The organism is Nakamurella sp., from assembly GCF_044224575.1.
Classification (GTDB): domain Bacteria; phylum Actinomycetota; class Actinomycetes; order Mycobacteriales; family Nakamurellaceae; genus Nakamurella.
Genome location: NZ_JBGAKE010000024.1, coordinates 54,012 through 75,427, shown reverse-complemented (window position 1 = coordinate 75,427; position 21,416 = coordinate 54,012). Strand labels below are relative to the sequence as shown.

The 21,416-nt window shown below is 70.5% G+C and carries 17 protein-coding genes and 2 tRNA genes; 6 read left to right on the top strand and 13 right to left on the bottom strand.

Annotated features, from left to right (window positions below):
- Window positions 1-47: 47 nt before the first annotated feature.
- Both ACILSK_RS21265 and ACILSK_RS21260 read left to right on the top strand, forming a co-directional pair.
- Window positions 48-485: a class I SAM-dependent methyltransferase gene (locus ACILSK_RS21265; protein ID WP_395729181.1), complete on the top strand. Its 438-nt coding sequence runs from the start codon at window positions 48-50 to the stop codon at window positions 483-485.
- An 88-nt stretch (window positions 486-573) separates the two neighbouring features.
- Window positions 574-912, top strand: a complete 339-nt coding sequence (locus ACILSK_RS21260) for a hypothetical protein (protein WP_395729180.1) — start codon at window positions 574-576, stop codon at window positions 910-912.
- A gap of 59 nt (window positions 913-971) precedes the next feature.
- Here ACILSK_RS21260 and ACILSK_RS21255 read toward each other — a convergent pair whose 3' ends face one another.
- The 6 genes from ACILSK_RS21255 to ACILSK_RS21230 all read right to left on the bottom strand — a co-directional run bounded on the left by ACILSK_RS21255 (window position 972) and on the right by ACILSK_RS21230 (window position 10,229).
- Window positions 972-2,882 carry an MDR family MFS transporter gene (locus ACILSK_RS21255; RefSeq protein ID WP_395729179.1) on the bottom strand — a complete coding sequence of 637 codons (1,911 nt, stop codon included), beginning with the start codon at window positions 2,880-2,882 and terminating at the stop codon, window positions 972-974.
- Window positions 2,882-3,358 carry a MarR family winged helix-turn-helix transcriptional regulator gene (locus tag ACILSK_RS21250; RefSeq protein WP_395729178.1) on the bottom strand — a complete coding sequence of 159 codons (477 nt, stop codon included), beginning with the start codon at window positions 3,356-3,358 and terminating at the stop codon, window positions 2,882-2,884. The genes ACILSK_RS21255 and ACILSK_RS21250 overlap by 1 nt, the downstream gene beginning before the upstream one ends.
- A gap of 348 nt (window positions 3,359-3,706) precedes the next feature.
- Window positions 3,707-5,842 (bottom strand): YhgE/Pip family protein, encoded by a 2,136-nt coding sequence (locus tag ACILSK_RS21245; RefSeq protein WP_395729177.1) that lies wholly within the window; start codon window positions 5,840-5,842, stop codon window positions 3,707-3,709.
- Window positions 5,839-6,630 (bottom strand): ATP-binding cassette domain-containing protein, encoded by a 792-nt coding sequence (locus ACILSK_RS21240; RefSeq protein WP_395729176.1) that lies wholly within the window; start codon window positions 6,628-6,630, stop codon window positions 5,839-5,841. Before ACILSK_RS21240 ends, ACILSK_RS21245 begins: the two co-directional genes overlap by 4 nt.
- A gap of 69 nt (window positions 6,631-6,699) precedes the next feature.
- Entirely contained in the window at window positions 6,700-8,847 is a 2,148-nt protein-coding gene (locus tag ACILSK_RS21235; protein WP_395729175.1) for a YhgE/Pip family protein, read from the bottom strand.
- Window positions 8,844-10,229 (bottom strand): ATP-binding cassette domain-containing protein, encoded by a 1,386-nt coding sequence (locus ACILSK_RS21230; protein WP_395729174.1) that lies wholly within the window; start codon window positions 10,227-10,229, stop codon window positions 8,844-8,846. The genes ACILSK_RS21235 and ACILSK_RS21230 overlap by 4 nt, the downstream gene beginning before the upstream one ends.
- A gap of 90 nt (window positions 10,230-10,319) precedes the next feature.
- On the opposite strand from ACILSK_RS21230, the gene ACILSK_RS21225 reads away from it, so the two are divergent.
- A tRNA-Lys gene (locus ACILSK_RS21225) sits at window positions 10,320-10,392 on the top strand.
- 245 nt (window positions 10,393-10,637) lie between these two features.
- Here ACILSK_RS21225 and ACILSK_RS21220 read toward each other — a convergent pair.
- Window positions 10,638-11,108 carry a rhodanese-like domain-containing protein gene (locus ACILSK_RS21220; RefSeq protein ID WP_395729173.1) on the bottom strand — a complete coding sequence of 157 codons (471 nt, stop codon included), beginning with the start codon at window positions 11,106-11,108 and terminating at the stop codon, window positions 10,638-10,640.
- Window positions 11,109-11,346: 238 nt separating this feature from the next.
- On the opposite strand from ACILSK_RS21220, the gene ACILSK_RS21215 reads away from it, so the two are divergent.
- On the top strand, window positions 11,347-12,480 hold the full coding sequence (locus tag ACILSK_RS21215) for a ScyD/ScyE family protein (protein WP_395729172.1): 1,134 nt from the start codon (window positions 11,347-11,349) through the stop codon (window positions 12,478-12,480).
- Between the two features lie 197 nt (window positions 12,481-12,677).
- On the opposite strand, the gene ACILSK_RS21210 is transcribed toward ACILSK_RS21215, so the two are convergent.
- Window positions 12,678-13,703: a gluconolaconase gene (locus ACILSK_RS21210; protein ID WP_395729171.1), complete on the bottom strand. Its 1,026-nt coding sequence runs from the start codon at window positions 13,701-13,703 to the stop codon at window positions 12,678-12,680.
- 276 nt (window positions 13,704-13,979) lie between these two features.
- Between ACILSK_RS21210 and ACILSK_RS21205 the strand changes: the two genes are divergently transcribed.
- Window positions 13,980-15,527: a M28 family metallopeptidase gene (locus ACILSK_RS21205; RefSeq protein ID WP_395729170.1), complete on the top strand. Its 1,548-nt coding sequence runs from the start codon at window positions 13,980-13,982 to the stop codon at window positions 15,525-15,527.
- A 67-nt stretch (window positions 15,528-15,594) separates the two neighbouring features.
- Here the strand turns inward: ACILSK_RS21205 and ribD are convergent, their stop codons facing one another.
- Both ribD and ACILSK_RS21195 read right to left on the bottom strand, forming a co-directional pair.
- A complete protein-coding gene (gene ribD, locus ACILSK_RS21200; protein ID WP_395729169.1) occupies window positions 15,595-16,722 on the bottom strand; it encodes a bifunctional diaminohydroxyphosphoribosylaminopyrimidine deaminase/5-amino-6-(5-phosphoribosylamino)uracil reductase RibD in 1,128 nt (375 codons plus the stop codon).
- A gap of 43 nt (window positions 16,723-16,765) precedes the next feature.
- The gene (locus ACILSK_RS21195; protein WP_395729168.1) at window positions 16,766-17,563 is read right to left on the bottom strand and encodes a dioxygenase; all 798 of its coding nucleotides are present in this window, start codon (window positions 17,561-17,563) and stop codon (window positions 16,766-16,768) included.
- A gap of 116 nt (window positions 17,564-17,679) precedes the next feature.
- Here ACILSK_RS21195 and ACILSK_RS21190 point away from each other — a divergent pair, with 116 nt between their 5' ends.
- On the top strand, window positions 17,680-18,171 hold the full coding sequence (locus ACILSK_RS21190) for a MarR family winged helix-turn-helix transcriptional regulator (RefSeq protein WP_395729167.1): 492 nt from the start codon (window positions 17,680-17,682) through the stop codon (window positions 18,169-18,171).
- A gap of 76 nt (window positions 18,172-18,247) precedes the next feature.
- Here the strand turns inward: ACILSK_RS21190 and ACILSK_RS21185 are convergent.
- The 3 genes from ACILSK_RS21185 to ACILSK_RS21175 form a co-directional block, all read right to left on the bottom strand.
- Window positions 18,248-18,320, bottom strand: a tRNA-Thr gene (locus ACILSK_RS21185).
- A 54-nt stretch (window positions 18,321-18,374) separates the two neighbouring features.
- The gene (locus ACILSK_RS21180; protein WP_395729166.1) at window positions 18,375-19,640 is read right to left on the bottom strand and encodes an Ig-like domain-containing protein; all 1,266 of its coding nucleotides are present in this window, start codon (window positions 19,638-19,640) and stop codon (window positions 18,375-18,377) included.
- A 292-nt stretch (window positions 19,641-19,932) separates the two neighbouring features.
- Complete coding sequence (locus ACILSK_RS21175) at window positions 19,933-21,411, bottom strand: M20/M25/M40 family metallo-hydrolase (protein ID WP_395729165.1); 1,479 nt, start codon at window positions 21,409-21,411, stop codon at window positions 19,933-19,935.
- Window positions 21,412-21,416: the final 5 nt, after the last annotated feature.

The window sequence follows — 21,416 nt, the reverse complement described above, 5'->3', positions numbered from 1 at the left end:
CGAGTTCGACGGCATGGTCAGCGGCCACGCACCGTGCGGCCCATCAGGTGCTGGACGAGGCCAAAATCTTCGCCGACCCGCTGGCGCTGCCGATCCTCGGCCCGGACGCCGAGGGCGCCGTGGAGCGTGGACGGTCCGACGCGCGACGACCGATGCGGCTGTTCATCGCGGCCCGCCACCGCGTCGCCGAAGACGCGATCGCTACCGCGGTCCGCGCCGGCACCCGCCAGGTGGTCGTGTTGGGCGCCGGGCTGGACACCTTCGCCTACCGCAACCCGTTCTCCGAGGTCTCGGTGATGGAAATCGATCATCCCGCTACCCAGGCCTGGAAGCGACAGCGCCTGCACGACGCCGGCATTCCGGTGCCGACCGCGACCCGCTACCTCGGCGTCGACTTCGAGACCACCGATCTCGAGACGGCCCTGGCCGGCGCGGGGATCGACCGCCATGCGCGGCCGGTGTTCGTCTGGCTGGGACCGCGCTGAACAATCAGGCTCCTGCGTCGCCAGATTGCCTGCGCCCGGTCCTACTGTCTACATGGCGGCCTCGCAAGCTCGGCCGACTAGAGGCGTCGTGCCGTACCTGACCCGGTCCACCGTCGTCGATTCGCTCCGAACCCGCGCCGGGTTCCCCGGGACGACGGCGGTCTTCGACTACCCCAATCCGGCCGATCAGTTGCCCGAACGGTCCCGCTCGTGGCTGGCGGACCGCGCGGCCGCCGTCTCCGCGGTGGGCGAACCGTGGCTGACGTTCTTCGGCAACGACGAGCTCGGGGAGCTGCTCACCGACCTGGGCTGGGTCCTGCGCGACCGGGTCGGCCCGCGGGAGATCGCGGCCCGCTGGTTCGGCGCACCGGCCGGCACCCCCACCCGGTCCGGCGGGCACATCGTGGTCGTGACTACCGGCGGCTGATGCCGCAAGGCCCCGCCGAGACGAGCTCGGCGAGGCCTTGTCGGGCTTGCTGCGGGCGGTCAGCGCTCGTGCCGGCCGCTCCCGGCTCCGGCGGTCGCCCGGCTGATGATCTCCGCGGCAGGCACCAGCTCACCGCTGTCGGTGCTGTGTCGGCCGCCCTTCTTGCGACGGCCGCCGGAATCCTGCTCGGCACCGGCGGGTTCGAGGACGACCGCGTCCGCGGCCGCCGGGTCGGAGAACGATGCCTCCAACGCGAGCGCCTCGGCCTCGGCGACCGGGTCCGCCGCGCCCTCGGCGGCCTGCTCGGCGAGCCGCTCCTCGAGCGCGGACTGGGTCCGCAGGGGCAGTTCCTTCATGGAGAGCACCAGCACGAACGCGAGCGCCATGATGAAGCCGCCGATGATGTAGACCAGCTGGGTGGAGCCGACGTAGCCCTCCTGGAACGGCCGGGCGATGGCCGGGTCCAGGGTGCTCAGGAACGACGAGTCGCTGTTGAGCGAATCGCTGATCGAGGACGCGGCCGCCGGGTTGGTCTGCGCCTGGGCCAGCGCCACGGCCACGCCGTGGCTCGGGCTGTTCGGGTCCTGCGCCGCCGTCTGGATGGCACTGACGAACGCGGGGTTGCCGGCCGCCGATTGGAACGCCGAGGAGATCTTGTCGGGCAGCGAGTTGAACAGCAGGGACAGGAACACCGCCACGCCCAGGGTGCCGCCCATCTGCCGGAAGAACGTCGCGGACGAGGTAGCCACGCCCATGTCCTTGGCCGGCACCGTGTTCTGCACCGCGATCAGCAGGGTCTGCATACACAGGCCCAGTCCCAGACCGATCATGATGAAGTACAGGTCCAGCAGCGCGTACCCGGTGTCCACGTCCACCGTCAACATCAGGAAGAACGACAGCGTCAGCAGGGCCGTGCCGATCACCGGGAAGATCTTGTAGCGGCCGGTGCGCATGGTCAGCTGGCCGGAGAGCACCGAGCCGCCCATGATGCCGATCATCATCGGGATGAGCAGCAGGCCGGACTCGGTCGGCGTGGCCCCCTTCACCAGCTGCAGGTACAGCGGCAGGGTGGACAGAGCACCGAACATGCCCAGGCCGATGAGCACGTTGGCGACCATGCCGGTGGAGAACACCCGGCTGTTGAACAACCGCATCGGGATGAGCGCCTCGTCCTTCATCCGGATCTCGATGAGGATGAAGGCGATCACGCCGACGACGCCCAGAGCGATCAGACCCAGCACCGAGGCGGAGGTCCAGCCCCATTCGCGGCCCTGCTCGGCCACGATCAGGATCGGCACGAGACCGATCATCAGGGCGGCGGCGCCCCACCAGTCGATGCGATGGTCGTGCCGGATGTGCGGGATGTGCAGGGTGAACCACACGATGAGCAGCGCGGCGATGCCGATCGGCACGTTGACCAGGAACACCCAGCGCCAGCCGGCGATGCCCAGGATGGTGTCGGCGCCGGCGAAGAACCCGCCGACGAGCGGACCGATCACCGACGCGGTGCCGAACACGGCGAGGAAGTAGCCCTGGTACTTGGCCCGTTCCCGCGGCGGCGCGATGTCGGCCAGGATGGCCAGGGCCATCGAGAACAGACCACCGGCGCCGAGCCCCTGCAGGGCGCGGAACGCGGCCAGCTCGTACATCGAGGTGGAGAAGGTACAGGCGATCGAGCCGATGACGAAGATGCTGATCGCGATGAGGAACATCGGCCGGCGGCCGTAGATGTCCGAGAGCTTGCCGTACAACGGCGTGGTCACCGTGGAGGTGATCAGGTAGGCGGTGGTCACCCAGGCCTGGGCGGACAGCCCGTGCAGGTCATCGGCGATCACCCGGATGGAGGTACTGACGATGGTCTGGTCGAGCGCGGCCAGCAGCATGCCGGCCATCAGGCCGAAGAGGATGAGCCTGATCTGTTTGTGAGTCAGAGCCGGCGCGTTCGCCGGTGCCTCGATAGCGGTTGCCATCACTGGCCTTTCTGGGAATGGTGGGCGATCAGCGACGCGATGACGTCGTCGCGGTGGGTGTCGATGCTGGTGACGTATCGGCGCAGGAGCCGGATGAAGTCGGTCCGGTCCGGCCCGGACCAGTCGCCGACGATCGGAGCCATGGCCACGGCCTGCCGGTCCTTGTACTCGGCGACCTTGGCCCGGCCCAGGTCGGTGGGTACGAGCAGGCACGCGCGGCCGTCGTTCGGATCGGCCTGCCGCTCGACCAGGCCGGACTTGACCAACGAGGCGACCTGGCGGGAGACGGTGGACGGGTCGGCGCCGACCAGTTCGGCCAGCGCGCTCGCCCGCTGCGGCCCGGTGTGGACCAACTTGACCAATAGGAACAGCGGGGAGTGGTCGGCCTCCGGGCCGGTGGCGAGCCGGGCCTTGATGCCGTGCAGCTGACGCATCAGGTCGACCACGGCCGACCCGATGGCGGCCGAGTCGGCCATCAGCTCATCCGCAGCCTGGTCAGCGACCGGCGCGGGAGCGACGAGAGTGTCTGTCATGGACGGGGCTTTCGGATTCGGGGCCGCCGGGCGGGGCCGAGCGGTCGTCATGATTGCTTGTTTGCCCAACGCATCTAGTTGTACGTAGCAAGCATCTACCTCCCGCGATCGTTTGGCAAGCGAAAGTTCTGAATCGCTTCAGGTGGCGTGTGCCACAGCGCTGCCGTGCGGGCCCGTCTTCGCCCGCCCCTGCGGAAACGCGGCCGGCGGCCGGCCGGCCGGGCTGACACCGGCGGATGTTCCGCGGCCACCGAGGGCCCGGCCGGCGCATGGCCGGCCGGGCGAATCAGCTCAGCCCAGCAGCGGGTGCAGGTCCCGGGTCCGGAAGACCCGACGACGGTGCACCACCCAGACGCAGACGCCGACCGCGACGACGGTGAACCCGCCGAGCACCGCGACGTCGCGCCACAGGTGATCGGCCGGGCCGCCGGTGAAGGTGATGCGCAGCGCGTCGATCAGGTAGGTCATCGGGATGAAGTGGTGGATCGCGCGGAACGGCGCCGGCAGCGTCTCCACCGGATACAGGCCGCCGGCGCTGGTCAGCTGCACCATCAGCAGCACCAGGGTGATCGCCGAGCCGACCACGCCCAGCCAGGTGCGCAGCAGGTGGGCGATCGCGGTGAAGCAGGCGGCGGCCAGCAGCACGACGGCGAACGACCCGGCGACGTTCACCGGGTCGAGCCCCAGTCCGACCCAGGCGATGACCAGCAGGAGCAGCGACCCGACCATGGCCATCCCCACCACCGGCAGCCAGCCGGCGATGGCGATCCGCGGCGACGAGGCCCGACCGGCCAGCGCCCGCGCGGAGATCGGCCGCATCACCAGGAACACCGAGATGCCGAACACCCAGATCGCGATCGCGAAGAAGAACGGGGCCAGGCCGCGGCCGTAGAAGTTCGCCGGGTTGGCCACGTTCACCTGGACGTCGGCCGGGGAGGACAGCACCTGCTCGGCGTTGTCCCGCTGATCGGCGGCGAACACCGGGATCTTGGCCGCGCCCGCGGTCAGCTGGCCGGCCAGCTCGTTCGCGCCCTGGTCGAGCTGGGTGAGGCCGGTGACCAGGTCGGCCGAGCCGGTCTGCGCGGCGCCCAGGCCATCGTCCAGCCGGCCGGCACCGGTCTGCAGCTTGCCGATGCCGTCGTCCAGCTGGGTCGCCCCGGTCTGCAGCTGCCCGATTCCGGAGTCCAGCGTGGTGGCGCCGCCGAGGGCGTCGCCGATGCCGCTGTTCAGCTGGGACGCGCCGGATGCGACCTGAGCGGAACCGGTCGCCAGGTTGGTCAGGTCGGTGCTGGCCTGGGTCAGGTCCGCGGAGGCGTTCTGGTTGAGCTGGGTGAAGGCGGCGTTGATGTCGGTGGCCGCCTGTTGGGCATCGGAGGCGGCCGCGTTCAGCGCGGTGCCGGCGGTGCTGACCGCGGTTTGGAGGGCGGTCTTCTCCGGGCCGGCGGGGAGCGCGTCGACCGCGGCTTGGATGGCGGCCTGCTGCGCGGTGACGGTGGTGCCGAAGGCGTCGATCTTGGCCTTGGCGTCGGCGTTGGCCTGCTGCAGGTCCGGAATGGCGGCGTTCACCTTGTTGAGCACCGGGACCACCTGGCCGGCCAGCTTGGCGTTTCCGTCGCTGACCTGCTGGGCACCAGTGACCAGCTGACCGGCCCCCTGCTGGAGCTGCGTCAGCCCGCCGACCAGCTTCCCGGACCCGTCCTTGGCCGTGCCCAGCCCGGTCACCAGTTGCGACGAGCCGGACTTGGCGTCGGCGAGACCGGTCACCAGTTGGCCGGAACCGTCCTTGAGCTGGGTGATGCCGGTGGACAGCTGGGTGGCGCCGGCCAGGGCGCTGTCGGCGCCGGTGGCCAGCTGGGTGGCTCCGTTGGCGGCGTCGGTGACGTTCTGCTTGAGCGTGTCCAGATTGGTGAACACCGCGTCGAAGTACGCGCTGATCGCGGCCCGGTTGATGGCCGCTTCCAGCCGCTGCTGCACGGTGGAGGTCATCAGGCCGATGACGTACCCGTTCACGTCGTCCCGGTTCATGATGACGACGGCCCGCTGCGGGTCGTCGGTGGCGCCGCTGACCAGGTTCGCCGAGAAGTCGGCCGGGATCGTGATGGTCAGGTAGTACTCGCCGTCGGCCAGGCCGGCTGCGGCGGTGTCGGCGTCGACGAACTGCCAGTCGAAGATGGGGTCGTCCTGGAGTTCGGCGACCAGCCGGTTGCCGGCGTCGACCGGCTGCCCGTCGGGGCCGGTGACCGGGACGTCCTCGTTGACCACGGCGACCGGGACCTGGTCGAGCTTGCCGTACGGGTCCCAGTTGGACCACAGGTACAGCGCGCCGTACAGCGACGGGACGAGGAGCAGGAACATCAGCGCGATGATCGGCAGCGGACCCTTGAAGCGGCGCAGCTCGTAGCCGGCGAGCTTGACGGTCTTGATCATCGGGTGGCCTCCGTCGGCTCGGCGGGATCGAACGTCCAGGACGGGCGATCGGCGGGCGGGCGCAGTTCGATGATCGGATCGGCGCCGGGCACGGCCGAGCGGTCGGTGGCGGTGACGACGATGGCCGGGCCGGTGCCGGCGAGCCGACCCAGGGCTTGGGCCAGCGGGCGTCGACCGGCCGGTGGGATGTCCCGGTCCAGGTCGTCGAGCACGATCACGGCACTGGTCCGGACGTAGGCCAACGCCAGGGCGAGCAACGTGCCCCGTTCCCCGACCACCGTTTCGACCAGCGCGGATTGCTCGGGGGTGAACTGCAGCGCGGCGCACGCCCGCTCGAACCGCAGGCGCCCCTCGACCGGCGCGACGTCGTCGATCAGGCAGCGTTCATCGATCGACTCCCGGACGGTCAGGGCGGGTTCGGGTCCGATCACCCCGGCGGCGCGGGCCACGCTGGTCAGGTCGCGGACGCCGGCGGCATCGACGGCCCGGTCGTGTCCGAGCACCGTCAGCGTGCCGGTCGTTGGCTGCATGCGACCGGCCAGTGTGAGCAGCAGGCTGGACCGTCCGGACCCCGCGGGTCCGACGATGGCGGCCAGCGTTCCCGGGGCGACCGTCATTTCGATGTCCCGGTAGATCCAGTCCGAGCCGCCCATCAGGCCCAGGCCGGCCGCCACCAGCGCCGGTGTCGGCGGGCTCGGCGTCGCTTCGGCCGGCAATTCCGCTTCGGCCGGCGAATCGGGTTCGGCCGGCGAGTCGGCCGCGGGAACAGCGCCATGATCGTCCGTCACGGAGCCCACCTTTCCCGATCATGGCGGGACGTGCCGGGCGCGCGCCGGTGCGTCGCGGGTCGGGCGGCGTCAGGCCCCCATCGGCTGCAGATCGGACAACCGGAGGGTGCGTTTGCGATGCACGACCAGGACGCTCAGCGCGAGCGCACCCAGGGTGAATCCGGCGAGCACGCCGACGTCGATCCACAGCCGGTTGTACTCGCCGCCGCTGAAGGTGATGCGCAGAGCGTCGACCAGGTAGGTCATCGGTAGGCCCTTCTCGATCACCTGGAAGGGCGCCGGGGTGGTCGGCATCGGGTACAGCCCGCCGGACGCGGTGAACTGCACCATCAGCAGGACGAACGCAATCGCCGTGCCCGCCACGCCCAACCAGGTTCGCAGCAGGTGGGTGATGGCGGTGAAGCAGGCCACGCCGAGCGCGATCACCCCGGCCGCGGCCCCGGCATTGACCGGATCCAGGTGCAGGCCGAGCCAGGCGATGCCGAACAGCAGCAGCGACCCGACGACGCCGATGGCCAGCGGCGGCAGCCACCCGGCGAAGGCGATGCGCAGCGACGACGCCCGGGCCAGCAGAGCGCCGGCGGCGATCGGCCGCAGCAGCAGGAAGACCGCCAGGGCGAACACCCAGATCGCCATGCCGAAGGTGATCGGCGCCATGCCCCGGCCGTAGACCACCGCCGGGTTGTCGATCAACACGGTCAGATCGGCCGGCGACGACAACACCTGCTCGGTGTCGGCCTGCTGACCGGGCGCCAGGGTCGGGATGCGGTCGGCGCTGTCGGCCAATCCGGTGGCCAGCTCGGTGGCGGCCGAGTTGACCGTTGTCAGCGTGCTCACCAGGGTGGCCGACGTGGCCTCCGCGGGGGTCAGGCTGTCGTCGGTCGTCTGGGCGGCGAGTTGGGCGGCACCGATCGACGCGTCCAGGTCGCCGGCCTGGCCGGCCATCCCGTTGACCGCACTGTCCACGCTGGAGGCGCTGCTGGACGCCGACGACACGTTGTCGTACAACCCCGACATGCCCGACGACACGGTCGCGGTGTTGGTGGCCAGGCTGGTCAGCTCGCTCCCCGCGCCGGACAGCCCCGACGCGGCGTTGGTCACCGTGGACGCCGACGAGTTGACGGCCACGGCCTGCGCGGCCGCCTGCGCCGACGACTGGCCGAGTTGCCCGTTCACGGAGTCCAGGTTCGCGATCGAGGACGCCAGCACCGCTTGATCGGCCGGCGGCAGCGTGGCGACCGCCCGCTTCAGGTCGGTCAGGCCCGGTCCCAACGACTGAGTGACCAGGTCCGAGGTGTCCTGGGTCGCCGCCTCGACGTTCGCGGCCGACTGGCCGAGCGCCGGCGCCGCCGCGTCGATCGCCGCGATCGACGGCCCGACGCTGCTGGCCAGGGAACTGGCGCTGGAGGCGGCGCTGTCCGCGGACGACGACAACGTCGACGCGGCGGTCGTCGCGCTGCCCAGTGCGGTGACCGCGGACGCGGAACTCGCCTTGGCGTCCCCGGACGAGGTGACCAGCGCCGCCGACGACGACTTGGCGGTCGCCAAGTCCCCGACCACCGTGGTCGAGCTCTGTTTGGCGGTGGAGACAGCGGTGGACAGGTCGGTGGCCTGGGTCAGCCCGGCCGCGAGGTCCGCGGCCATCTTCCCGGCCGAGTCGGCCGCGGCCCGCACCGCGGTTCGGATCGTGTCCAGGTTCGCGAAGACCGATTCCAGGTACACGCCGATGGCGGCCCGGTTGATGGCCGCCTCCAACCGGGGTTGGGCGGAGGCGACCAGCAGCTCGGTCAGGTAACCGGTCGCGTCGTTGAGCCGCAGGTTCACGTTGGCCCGCTGCGGCGCGTCACCGGACCCGCTGATCAAGTTGGCGGAGAAGTCCGGCGGGATCTCCACGATCATGTAGTAGGTGCCGTCCGCCAGGCCCTGCTCGGCCTGATCCTGATCGACGAAGTTCCAGGCGAAGATGGGGTCGGCGCCCAGCTCCCGGACCAGCCGGTCGCCGGCGTTGACGGTGGTGTTCTCGACCTGGGCGGGTTCGTCGAGGTTGACGACGGCCACCGGCACCTGGTCCCGTTTGCCGTAGGGGTCCTCGTTGGACCACAGGTACAGCCCGGCGAACACGGTGGGGATCAGCAGCACGAACAGCAGGCCGACGACCGACCAGGGCCCCTTGAACCGGCGGAACTCATAGCCGGCGAGCTTGACGGTCTTGATCATCGGCGGTCCTGTTCCGGCTCGTCGGACGGCGGGGTCGGCGGTTCGGTTTCGCCCGGCGGCTCATATGGCGGCTCATCCGACGACTCATCCGTCGTCGGCGGCGGAGGCTCGAACCCGCTCGGCGTCTCGTCCGGGTAGCCGGGCTGCGGGGGCAGCACCGTGGTCGGGGCCTCGTCGGGTGGCGGCTGGGCGGGGCCGGACGGTCCGGCCGCCAGCTCGCCGATCACCGGTCCGGGCAGGACGGCCGGCAATGGCGCATCGCGGTCGAACTGCCAGACCGCGGCCCCCTCAGACGGCGTCAGGTCCAGGACGACGTCGGCCTCCATCACGGGAATCCGGTCGGTGCTGGTGACGACGATCGTCGGGCCGGTGGTGGCCAACCGCAGCAACGCGTCCAACATCAGCTGCTGGGTCGCGCCGGAGACGCCGCGATCGAGGTCGTCGAGCACGATGACGGCGCTGACCCGGACGCAGGCGGCCGCCACCGCGAGCAGGGTGGCCTTGTCCCCGAACAGCGAGCCGACCAGGGCGGTCGGTTCCAGCTGCAGTTGCAGGGCATCGCACGCCGCGGCGAACCGGGTCCGCCCTTCGGGCAGGCCGACGTCCTCCAGCAGGCAGCGCTGCGCCACGTACTCGCTGACGGTCAGCGCCGGTTCCGGGACCGTCATCGCCCCGACCCGGGCAACGGCGGTCAACTGCCGGATCGCCGACGGCTTGTCCCGGTACGAATGACCGGCCACGGACAGCGTGCCCGCCGTCGGCCGGAGCCGCCCGGACAGTGCGAGCAACAGGCTGGACCGGCCGGTGCCCGACGGCCCGACGATGGCCGCCACCGACGTGGGTCGCAGGGTCAGGTCAATGTTCTGGAACACCCATCCGGTCTTGCCGAGCAGGCCCAGTCCCGATGCCTCCAGCACCGGTCCGGGCGGCTGCGGCGGGCCCTGAGGCGGCGCACCCGGAATGGCGAGCGGGTGGCCACCCGCCGGGATCGGCCCGTACCCGCCCGGGTCCGGGTATGCGCCGGGCTCGCCGGCCGGGCCGAGTGCGCGCATCGGCTGCGCGTCGCCCGCGGGGATCTCGCCCGCCGGGTCGTAGTAGGAGCCCGGACCGGACCCGTCCGGCGGCGCAGGCGGGCCGTAGGGCGAGGCCGGCCCGGATCCGTACGGGGCCTGGGCGGCCGGGCCGAACGTCGGCTGGCCGGACCCGTGGGGTGCACCCGGACCGCCGAAGGGCACGTCGGCGAATCCACCGGTGTCCGGGCCCTGCGGCCGGGGGTCGGACGGATCGGTGCCGGGCCGGTCCACCGCCGACCAGGCATGCGTCTCGCTCCCCGGAGCCACCGTCGTGTCCGGGACCTCGGGGTCGTCGTCCTCGCGCGCCATGTCCGTTTCCCCTCACCGTGGTGTCCGAGGACATCCAACCGAGCCGGTAGGCTCGCGTCGCGACCGACCCCTTCCGGATACTGATCGCACGGGCCTCTAGCTCAATTGGCAGAGCAGCGGACTTTTAATCCGCGGGTTGTGGGTTCGATCCCCACGGGGCCCACCCCCGGTTGGCCGGGCCCGTGTCCATGGTCGAGTGCCCGTGGTCCTCGCCCCCCGCGACGATAGAAGAAGGCGCGGTCTTGGCTCCCCATTTGGCGGCGATGTCGACACGCAGAATCTTGACCGGTTCGACGTGGACCTGCGCGGCCTGAACGTCGGCGCGCTGTCCGTCACCTGGCGATGGGTCCGGGAGGGCCCACCTGGCTGCGCCAGCCGGTGAAGCCGGCCCCTTCGTGGTGACCCCGGTCAGCTCGCGGCGGGTAGCAGGGTCCGGCCGGACGCCTGCCAGGCCTGCATGCCGCCGTCAAGTTCGATGACGTCCGTGTAGCCCAACGCGAGCAGTTCGCGGCCGGCGATGGCGCTCATGTTCCCGCTCATGCAGTAGATCGCCAGCGGGGCGGCCTTGTCGGCCGGTAGCTCCGCGGCCCGGGCCGACACCTCGTTGTAGGGCAGGTCCAGCGCGGTGCCGGTCAGCGAACCCTCATCGGGGATGTGCACGTTGATCAGCAGCCGTCCGCCGGACTGGGCCTCGAAGTCGGCCGGGTCGAGCAGCCGAACCTGCCCCGCCGGCTCGGCGTCGTCGGTCATTGCCGGCGGCGACCCGGCGGACGTCGGGTGGTCGTGGGTCGGCAGGCCGACAGACGGTGCCGCGGACGAGCAACCGCCGAGCAGGAGGGCGGCGACGGCCGCGGCTGCCGCCGTTCGGGTCCTGATCATCCGTCGAGAGTACGACGCAGACCAGACCAGCGTCGGGCCGCCACGAATGCGCCATCCCTGCTGCCGCAGAGTGATGACATTCCGTCCTACCGGACGATCTTCGCAAATTTTCCAGCGCGACCACCCGAACAGGGGTCTACTGTGCGAAAAATGTGAACGCGCTGTGTTCGTGACGGCCGATCTTCACGGCCGACTCCAAGGCGGGAGAGGCGACGGCATGCACCGGATCAGGCAGTTTGTGACAATCGGAACGGTCAGCGCGTGTTGTCTGGCGCTCACCGCAGCGCCCGCGTTCGCCGGCGGCGACCGGGGTGGCGGTCACGGCGGCCGGGACCCGATCAGCGTCGTCGCCGGGGGACTCGACGGGCCATTCCAGCTGGCCGAGGGTGACGGCAACTCGATTCTGGTCACCCAGGCGGCGAAGGGCGAGGTCACTCGGATCGACCTGCGTACCGGCCGGGCGAAGCCGCTGGCCACCGGGGTGGCCGGGGCGTCCGGCGCGAGCATCATCGACGGACGCCTGGCCGTCGTCACCGGTGAGGCGCCCGGCGACGAGGGGTCACCAGCCGACGGTGCGATGGTGTCCGCTCGAGGACCGGCCACCGGCCCCACACCGCCGATCTACGCGAGCCTGCTGACCGGCCGACCCGGCGGCCAACTCACCCAGTTCGCCGACATCCTCCAGTTCCAGCTCGACAACAATGTCGATGGGCAGGATCCGAACGCACCCGATTCGCTGTCGAACCCGTTCGCGGTCGTCGAGGACCGCACCCATCGAGGCTTCGCGCTGGTCACCGACGGCGGCGGGAACAGCGTGCTGCGGGTGGACCGGAAGGGCACCGTCAGCGCCTTCTTCGTTCCCGACGTGGTGACCAGCGGGGTCTGCCTGGACCGGCCGAACAACGACCCTGAGCACGCCGGCTGCGATCCGGTGCCGACCGGCATCGCCAACGGTCCCTGGGGCAGCGTCTACGTTGCCGGGCTGAGCGGCGAGGCGCCCGGTGAGGGCCGCGTCTACGTTCTGGACGCCTGGAGCGGCAAACTGCGCAAGACGTTCACCGGATTCAATTCACCGACCGGCGTTGCCGTCGACAACCGCGGCAACCTCTACGTCGCCGAGCTCCTGTGCGGCGCTCCGGCCAGCGAGAAACCCACTCCGGACGAGATCGCATCCACCGGAAGGATTGTCAAGGTCGCACCGAGCGGCCAGCGGACCTATGCCCAGGCGACGCTGCCGAACGGACTGCTGTTCAGCGGAGGCAAGCTCTACGCCTCGACCTGGTCGATCGCCTTCTTCTTCGGCGCCGCCGGCGCCGGACAGGTGATTCAGGTCAACGACAACGCCTTCGGTGCCGATCCGGTCGGCTGCTGATCGAGCCGCCCGCGAGCGCAGTGCCGGCGCGGCCCGACCAAATCCAGCGTGGAGAGCCGGCCGGCCGGGCCGTCCACCCACCGGTGCAGGATCCGCTAGGCGAGGTCGACCGGCTTCTCGGTGTCGGCCCCACGCCGGCGGCCGAGCGGATCGAGCGAGCGGGCGACGTTGTGCTCCGCGGACGGCGTTCTGCCGGCTCAGCGGACCGGCAACGCCACCACCCGGTACGGCGGTGCGCTGTTGACGCCTTCGTCGAACTTGCTGTCCACCAACAACAGCCGGCCACCGTCGAACTTGGCCGTGGTGAATACCCGATCGGGATCGGTGGGCACGGCGGACACCAGCCGCGCCCGGGTCCATCGATCGGACAGTTCGAGCGTCACCAATTGCCGCGGGAAGTTGCGCACCACAAACAGTTTCGGTCCGACCAGGACCAGCCCGTCGCCGCCGGTCAGGTCGGCACCAGCGGTCACCGCCACCTGGTCGACCTGCTTCGTGCGCAGATCGAACCGCCACAACTGGCCGGTCGAGGACTGGACCGCCACCAGCGCCCGGCCATCCGGGGTCGCGACGATCCCGTTGAGGTTGAACCCGGCCGCCGTCGCGATCGTCCCGGTGGCGTCCTTCCACGCGGTGACCGACCAACCGCGCCGGTCCTGGGCGACCCGGAAGATCCGGGGCGTGGCATTGGAATCGGTGAAATACGCGGCCCCGTCGGGGCCGATGGCCACGTCGTTGAGGAACGCGTTGGTGGCCGGCACCTGCAGCGCGGCCAGCAGGCGCCCGGACGGCGAGTACACCCAGAGGTCCGGCCGATCGGGCCGGGCCTGGTCGAGCGTGCGGTTCGGGCCGCCGGCGATGTAGACCCGGCCCAGCCGGTCGACGGTGATGCCGCGTGCGGTGATCCGGCCGTCGGTGTCGTTGCCGTCCAACCAGGTTCGGGCCGTCCGGTCGGTCAATCGGGCGCGACTGATCTCGCCGCCGGTCACCTCGCTGACGTAGAACACGCCGCGCAACGGGTCGAGCCCGATGCCCTCGAAGGTCGATCCGGCCGGCTGGCCGGGCAACTCGTAGACGGCCGGGAGCCGGCCACCGGGCCGGCCGCCGTCCGCGGCCGCGGCCGGGGCGGCGACCGTCCCGGCACACAACAGGGCCAGTCCCACCACCACGGTTCGCCGCGCTGCTCGACGGTGGGTGACTCGCCCGGCGCTCGATCGTGACATGCCCGCTCCCTCTGCTCGTCGTCATGCATCCGGCAGCAGGCACACGACGTCGCCCGGCAAAGAGTTCACCCACGGTAGCGAGAGGGTCACAATCCGGGCATTCAGGTAGTTCCCCACAAAAGCCGCTTATCGCTTGGGCCATCAGGGTTTTCGTCCGCCAAGCCGCCGACGAACCCTTGACGTTCAGGCCGTGCACAGTGTTATCTCAGTCACATCACAAACAGTGAACGCCGGATCACACCCGGTGTCGCTGCCCCCTGCGCGAAAGGTGACTACATGCGTGCCGCGAGGCGAGCCGGCGTGGTCCTGCTCAGTACCCTGCTCCTGGTCGGCGGACTGCTGGCGCCCCCGGCCGGGGCCGCCGCCGGCGGCAAGGAGACCAAGCTGGCCGAACAGCTCGTCAAGAAGGTCAAGGCGAGCAACGCGAACCGGCACCTGATCGCCTTCCAGCGCATCGCCGACGCCAACGGTGGGAACCGGGCGTCCGCGACGGCAACGCAAATCGAGACCCCCGGATTCGACGCGAGTGTCGCCTACGTCGTCAGCCAGGTCAAAGCCGCTGGCTTCGAATACGAGGTACAGGAGTTCAGCTACCCGGTCGAGGTCTCGCTGGCCTCGTCGCTGAGCGTCGCCGGCGGAGGCACCTTCGAGATCATCAAGATGACGGCGAGCATCGAGACCCCGGTGGGCGGGGTCAGCGGGCCGCTGGCCGTCGTTCCGCAGGATGCCACCACCGGATGCGAGGCCGCGGACTTCGCCGGCCAGGACTTCACCGGCAAGGTCGCCCTGATTCGCCGGGGCGGCTGCACCTTCGAGGCCAAGGCGCTCAACGCCGCCGCGGCCGGCGCCGCCGCGGCGGCGATCTCCAACAACGTCGACGGTCCGCTGGCCAACGTGACGATCACCAACACCGGTCCGATCCCGGTCGGCGGGCTGAGCCAGGCGGACGGCGACATCCTCGCCGGGCTAGGCGGTTCCGTCGTGACCGTCGACATGCGCACCGAGGAGCAGACTCGCACCTCGCACAACGTGATCGCGCAGACCAAGACCGGCCGCAAGAACAACGTGGTGATGGTCGGTGCGCACCTGGACAGCGTGGTGGCCGGCCCCGGCATCAACGACAACGGTTCGGGTTCCGCGGCACTGCTGGACATCGCCACCCAGCTCGGCGGATCGCCGAAGACCAACAACGCAGTCCGGTTTGCCTGGTGGGGGGCCGAGGAGCTCGGACTGATCGGCTCCACCGAGTATGTGAAGTCGTTGAGCTTCGAGCAGCAGCTGGACATCGCGCTCTACCTGAACTTCGACATGGTTGCGTCCCCGAACGCCGCCTACTTCGTCTACGACGGCGACAATTCCGACGGCGTCGGCGCGGGCGCCGGTCCGTATGGCTCGGCCCAGATCGAGGCCACGTTCGTCAACTTCTTCCGGGACCGGTTGGGGGTGCCGACCGAGGGCACCGATTTCAGTGGTCGGTCGGACTACGGCGAGTTCATTGCCAACGGCATCCCGGCGGGCGGCCTGTTCACCGGCGCCGAGGGCATCAAGACTGCCGCCCAGGCCGCCAAGTGGGGCGGGACGGCGGGCAGCGCCTACGATCCGTGCTACCACCAGAAGTGCGACACCCTGGGCAACCTCGACCGGGTGGCGCTCGACCGGAACCTGGATGCCGCCGCGTGGGCGACCGGCGTCTATGCCTACTCCACCGAGGAGATCAACGGCGTGCCGCCGCGGGACAAGCGGGCCCAGCTGCGGGCCCAGTCCCAGCGAATGTCGTTGCTGGCCGCGCCCGATGCGCACGATCACGGGGCAGCCGCCGCCTGACCGACCCCACCGCATGCCCAGTGGCGCGTCGCCGGCGATCGTCGCCGGCGGCGCGCCACCGGCGTCGTCAGCCTCGGGCCGTCAGCCGGTAACGCAACCGCACGTCGGGTCCGAACCGGGTGACGTCGACCAGGTCGGCGCGGTGTGCGTCGGCGAGGGTGCCGACCGTTCCGCCGGCCAACGCGGACGGTCCGGCGCCCAGCAGGGCCGGCGCCACGTAGGCGACGATCTCGTCGACCAGGCCGGCGTCCAGGAACGCCGCGGCGAGTCGCGGTCCACCCTCCAGCAGGACGTGCCGGCGGCCGCGGCGCCACAGCTCGTCCAGCACGGCGGCGGGATCCACTCGGCCGTCCGGGCCGGCGCCGGCCGATTCGGCGGTGGCCACCCAGGTCTCGGCGGCGCCGTCGCGCACCCGGGCTCCGGCCGGGGTCCGATCCGACGAATCGAGCACCACCCGAAGCGGTTGCCGACCCACCGGTTCTCCGTGCGCGTCCCGGACGGTCAGCTGCGGGTCGTCGGCCAGCACCGTGCCGACGCCGACCATGATCGTGTCGACCCGGGCCCGCAGCTCGTGCACGTCCGTCCGGGATTCCGGCGAGGTGATCCACCGGCTGGTCGCGTCGGCGGCGGCCACCCGGCCGTCCAGCGTCATGCCGACCTTCCAGGTGACGAACGGCCGCCCCAGCCGCATTGCGCCCAGCCAGACCCGATTCACATCCAGCGCGGCGGCCACCGCGGCGGCCACCGCGGCCGACGGGTCGGCAGCGGCCGACGGGTCGGCAGCGGCCGGTCCCGTCAGGTCGACGACATCCACCCCGGCGGCTCGCAGCCGGGCGAGGCCGCCGGCCGCCGGCAGCCAGGGGTCGCGAACCGCGACGAGTACCCGGGCCACCCCGGCGGCGATCAAGGCCTCGGAACACGGTCCGGTGCGGCCGGAATGGTTGCATGGTTCGAGGGTGACCGCCGCGGTCGCGCCGCGGGCGAACGGTCCGGCCGCACGGAGGGCGGCGACCTCGGCGTGCGGGCCGCCCGGCCGCTCATGGAAGCCCTCCCCGACGACCCACCCGCCGGGTGACAACAGCACGCACCCCACCACGGGGTTGGGCAGCGCGGTGGCGGCGCCGTGCCCGGCGAGGTCGGCCGCACGGTGCAGCGCGGCGAACTCGGCCGGGGTGAGTGCATCGCTCGTGGACACCGCACCAGTGTGCGGGGTGATCCGACGCACGGCCGGGGCGGGCTCAGTTGAGCTGGAACGACCGCTTCGACAGGCCGTACCAGAAGCCGTCGACGGTGGTCGTGCCGTCCTGCCAGTCGTCCGCGGTCGCGCCGAGCGACACGTACAGCGGCGCCCAGTGCTCGGTCCGCGGGTGGGCGATCCGGGCGGCCGGGGCCCGGTGCTCGAAGTCGAGGATGGCGTCGATGTCGCCGGACTCGACCGCCTCCTTGGCCCACTGGTCGAACTCCTGACCCCAGGCCGGGCCGGAGTTGCTGGTGTCGCCGAAGGTGGCGAGCGACAGGTTGTGGGTGGTGAAGCCGGAACCCATGATCAGCACGCCGTCGTCGCGCAGCGGCGCGAGCTTGCGGCCGATCTCGAACAGCCCCCGCGGGTCCAGGGTCGGCATGGACACCTGCAGCACCGGGACGTCCGCCGCCGGGAACATCTCGACCAGCGGCACGTACGCGCCATGGTCGAGCCCGCGATCCGGATCCTGGTGCACCGGCTGACCGGGCCGGGCGAGCAGGGCGGCGACGTCCCGGGCCAATTCCGGGGCGCCGGGCGCCTCGTAGGTCACCTGGTAGTAGTGCTCCGGGAAACCCCAGAAGTCGTAGGTCAGCGGCACCGTCTCGGTGGCGCCGACCGCCAGCGGCGCCGATTCCCAGTGTGCGGAGACCACCAGGATCGATTTCGGTCGCGGCAGGTCGCGGCTCCAGTCGGCCAGCTGACCCGTCCAGACCGGATCATCGGCCAGCGGCGGCGCACCGTGTGACAGGTAGAGCACCGGCATGCGGCTGGTGGTGGCATCGGGGGCGGTCATGGGAACTCGATTCACCGGGAGGAGGGGCGACTCGTCCCATGATAGTCCGGTTTAGTTGAGCGTTCAAGTATTGTTTCCTGCCGTCGTGCGACGGTCGGCAGCGCCATAATGCGTTGATGCGCGACGATCCCTGGCTCAGCAACGAGCAGCAGCAGGTCTGGCGCGCGTTCCTGCGGATGTCCGGGCAGCTGAACGAGTACATCGAACGGGACATGCAGCAGACCGGCGGGATGCCGCACGCCTACTACCTCATCCTGGCCATGCTGTCCGAGTCGCCGACCCGGTCGCTGCGGATGAACCAGCTGGCCGAGGCCGTCCGTTCCTCGCAGTCCCGTGTGTCGCATGCGGTGGCCCGGCTGGAGGAGTCCGGGTGGGTACAGCGCATCCCGGCCCCGGGCGATCGGCGCGGGCAGGTCGCCGAACTCACCGATGCCGGCCATGAACGGTTGCTGGAGCTGGCCCCCGGCCACGCCGAAGTCGTCCGGTCCACCATGTTCGACCCGCTTACCCCCGAGCAGCTGGACAGCTTCCGCGACATCTGCGCAACGATCCTCAAGGCGATGGCCGACCGCGGGATCACCTCGGAGTTCCCCCCGTCGCCCTGCTGAGCACCCCCCGGCCCGATGCGGTGGCCGACCCGCCGACGGAAACAGCCCCCCGTGATCTGACGGGGGGCTGTCGCGGAGCCGCTGTGGGGAATCGAACCCCAGACCTTCTCATTACGAGTGAGACGCTCTGCCGACTGAGCTACAGCGGCGGCGTGGGAGAGTCTAACCGTTCCGCGGGACGCACCGGACCCGCCCGGCGACGATCACGCCGCCGACAACGCCTTCCAGTCGGCCCACGAATAGGTCCAGTCGTAGATGTCCCCGTCAGCCGGCGACAGTGGCACGCTGGTGCCGGTGACGACGACCGGGTCGCCGATCATCGCGGACGCGTAGTACTCCTGGGCGCTGGCCGCGGACAGGTTGATGCAGCCGTGACTGACGTTGACCACGCCCTGGTCGTAGACGGTGTCCTGGTTCTGGTGGATGAACTCGCCGTTGTCGCTGATCCGGACCGCCCAGTGCTCGGTCACGTTGGTGTAGCCGTAGGCCGGGTTGCTCATCTTCGTCGTCTCCTGCATGTCGCTGACGACGTGGATGCCGGAGCGGGTGACCCGGTTGGGGTCGCCGATCTCGTCGCCGCTGCCGTACGAGGCGTCGTAGGTGGCGACGGTCTGCCCGTCCCGCTGGACCACGATCTGGTGGGTGTTCGCGTCGGCGAGGACCACCTGGTTGCGTCCGATGGTGAAATCGCTGGTGACGTTGTCGCCGCCGAAGTACCCGTCGCCGAAGGGCAGGCCGTAGATGTCGGACTCCACGTGCACCTGGGTGTTCGCCGGCCAGTAGTCCTTGGGCCGCCAATCCAGCGACGGCCACTTGTCCCCGTCGTGCCTGATCCACGCCCAGGCGCCCTCGACCGCGGGGGTGGTGGTGATCTTGATGTGCTGCTCGATCAGTGCCTTGTCCTCGGGTTCGTAGCCCAGGTGGACGATGACCGGGGCAGCGACGCCGACGACCGCGCCGTCGCCGGGCGAGATGGACGTGGTGATCTGGTCGACCGGGCTGACCGTGGTGTACGCGCCCTTGATGGCCACCGACTTCCCGTCGGTGCCGACCGCGGTGCCGGTCACGTCGTACTGCTTGCCGTAACCGAGCGGTTCGCCGAGGGTCCAGCTGGTTCGATCCGCGGACAGGGTGCCGTCGATCGGCTTGCCTTCCGGGTTGGTCATCGTGAGATCGCCGATCGTTCCGGAGGCGACGGAGATGGACACCGGGGCGGTCGGTGAGATGTCGTCGGCGCCGAACTTGGGCGATGCGGTGACCACGGCGACGGGTCGGGCCGGGGCGCTCGACGAACTCGCCGCTGCGGATCCGTCGATCCCGTGACCGACGGCGGCGGCCTGACCGGCCACGGGCTGGGTGATAGTGGCGCCGCCGGTGCTGCCCGAGCAGGCAGCCAGGACGACGACCAGGCCGCCCAGGGCGGCCGTCGTCACGGTCCGCCGGAGGCCGGACGGGCGGGCGATGATCATTCGTTCCTCCGGGGAAGTTCAAGGCGGCGCCGGGTCGTCCAGTGCGCCCTGCTGCAGACGCATGGGATGGCAACGGCGTTCATCCGTCCCGGCCATCTTCGCGGGAGTCGGGTCGGGTGGCTGTGAGCCGGCGACCCCGGTCATGAGCACAAGTGCCTATTACACCAAGGGTATTCGACGAGCGACGACGACCCGCCACGCCATGCGCGGATGTGATGGACCCCACCTGGGAACGCAGCGGCCCGGTCCGGCAGATGCCGGACCGGGCCACAGCCGGTCGTGTGCTCAGGGGTCAGCGAATCAGTTCGCTGCCCCAGTACTCGGCGGAGTCCTTGCTGAACGCCTGCGCCATCGCCATGCGGCTGCCGTCGGCGTAGAAGCCGGTCTTGGTCTTGCCCAGCGTCCAGATGGCGTGGACCGCCGCGTCGCCGAGTTCCGCGAGCGCCTTGTCATTCAGGTTGTTGTTCGGTGCCGCGATCGAGTCGCACGCCTGGTGGTAGCAGGCGTCGTACGGCTCGCCCGCGGTGCCGCCGTACACAGCTGCCTCGTCCTCGGTCTTGACGCCTTCGGCGCCGCTGAACAACCCGCCCGCCGGGATCCCCGCGGCGATGAAGGGCCCGTAGTCGGACCGGCCGTCGAACGCAGTGGGTTCGCTGGCCAGACCCTGACCGGCGAAGTAGTTCGTGAAGATCTGCTCGATCTGCCCCGAACCGGGCTGCGGTCCCGCGGTGCCGTCCGAACCGTCGCCGTCGTAGACGAAGCGGACGTAGTTCGGCGAACCGAGCATGTCGAAGTTCAGGTTGGCCATGATCTTGTTGAGCTGCGTGGCGGGCAGGGTGTCGACGTAGTGCTCGGAGCCCAGCAGACCGGCCTCCTCGGCGCCCCAGAACGCGAACCGCAGCTTCTGCTGCGGCTTGAGGTTGAGCTTGTTGATCTGGACCGCCGTCTCCAGGATCGTCGCGGCGCCACTGCCGTTGTCGTTGATACCGGGACCCTCCAGGACGGAGTCGAGGTGGGCGCCGACGACGACGACCTTGTTCGGGTCACCCCCCGGGCTGTCGGCGATCACGTTCCAGGTCGGCCGCACCTCACTGGCGGTCGAGGTGACCACCTGCATGGTGACCGCACCCTGTCGCACCTGCTGGTACAGGGCCGACCCGTCGGCGAAGCTCAGTCCGACCACCGGGATCGGCTGCGGGTTGCCCAGGGTGCCGCCGGGCAGGTCGGTCCGACCCGGTTGTCCCTCGTTGAAGATGATCGCGGCGTCATAGCCGGCGGCGGCGGCGTTCTGCGCCTTGGTCTCGAACGTGCACGTGCCCCGCTGGATCAACGCGACCGCCGGCTCGGCCGGCGCCGGGGCGAAGTCCGAGGCTTCGCATCCGCTGGTCGAGCTGGGTTCCGCGCTCGGCGGGATCATGATGTCGTTGGTCGGGACCAGGGTGCCGGTGACGTCGCCGCTGCCGGAGTACTCGAAAGTCTCGGTCTCGTAGTCGGCCGCCGTCGGGGTCACCTCGCGCAACTCGGCCGGCCCCAGTTCCTGAAAGAAACTGAAGTCGAACTTCTGCAGACGCACGTCGTAGCCCGCCTGCCGCAGCGTCTGCCGGACGTAGTCCACCGACGCCTTGTACCCGGGCGTGCCGGACGCCCGGGTGCCCTCGTTCTGGTTCGCGATCCGCTGGAACACTCGCTCGTGGCCGATGATCCCGCCGACGGTGACCGCATCCCGCAGTCGCTGCGTGTCGACCTGGTCGACGGCGGCAGCACTCGTCACGGGCA

Excerpts from the sequence above, each read along its gene's own strand:
- ACILSK_RS21220 (WP_395729173.1), bottom strand. The coding sequence starts at position 11,108 with ATGATCAGGACCCGAACGGCGGCAGCCGCGGCCGTCGCCGCCCTCCTG.
- ACILSK_RS21245 (WP_395729177.1), bottom strand. The coding sequence starts at position 5,842 with ATGATCAAGACCGTCAAGCTCGCCGGCTACGAGCTGCGCCGCTTCAAG.
- ACILSK_RS21190 (WP_395729167.1), top strand. The coding sequence starts at position 17,680 with ATGCGCGACGATCCCTGGCTCAGCAACGAGCAGCAGCAGGTCTGGCGC.
- ACILSK_RS21230 (WP_395729174.1), bottom strand. The coding sequence starts at position 10,229 with ATGGCGCGCGAGGACGACGACCCCGAGGTCCCGGACACGACGGTGGCT.
- ACILSK_RS21250 (WP_395729178.1), bottom strand. The coding sequence starts at position 3,358 with ATGGCCGACTCGGCCGCCATCGGGTCGGCCGTGGTCGACCTGATGCGT.
- ACILSK_RS21195 (WP_395729168.1), bottom strand. The coding sequence starts at position 17,563 with ATGACCGCCCCCGATGCCACCACCAGCCGCATGCCGGTGCTCTACCTG.
- ACILSK_RS21255 (WP_395729179.1), bottom strand. The coding sequence starts at position 2,882 with ATGGCAACCGCTATCGAGGCACCGGCGAACGCGCCGGCTCTGACTCAC.
- ACILSK_RS21235 (WP_395729175.1), bottom strand. The coding sequence starts at position 8,847 with ATGATCAAGACCGTCAAGCTCGCCGGCTATGAGTTCCGCCGGTTCAAG.
- ACILSK_RS21180 (WP_395729166.1), bottom strand. The coding sequence starts at position 19,640 with ATGATCATCGCCCGCCCGTCCGGCCTCCGGCGGACCGTGACGACGGCC.
- ACILSK_RS21210 (WP_395729171.1), bottom strand. The coding sequence starts at position 13,703 with ATGTCACGATCGAGCGCCGGGCGAGTCACCCACCGTCGAGCAGCGCGG.
- ACILSK_RS21205 (WP_395729170.1), top strand. The coding sequence starts at position 13,980 with ATGCGTGCCGCGAGGCGAGCCGGCGTGGTCCTGCTCAGTACCCTGCTC.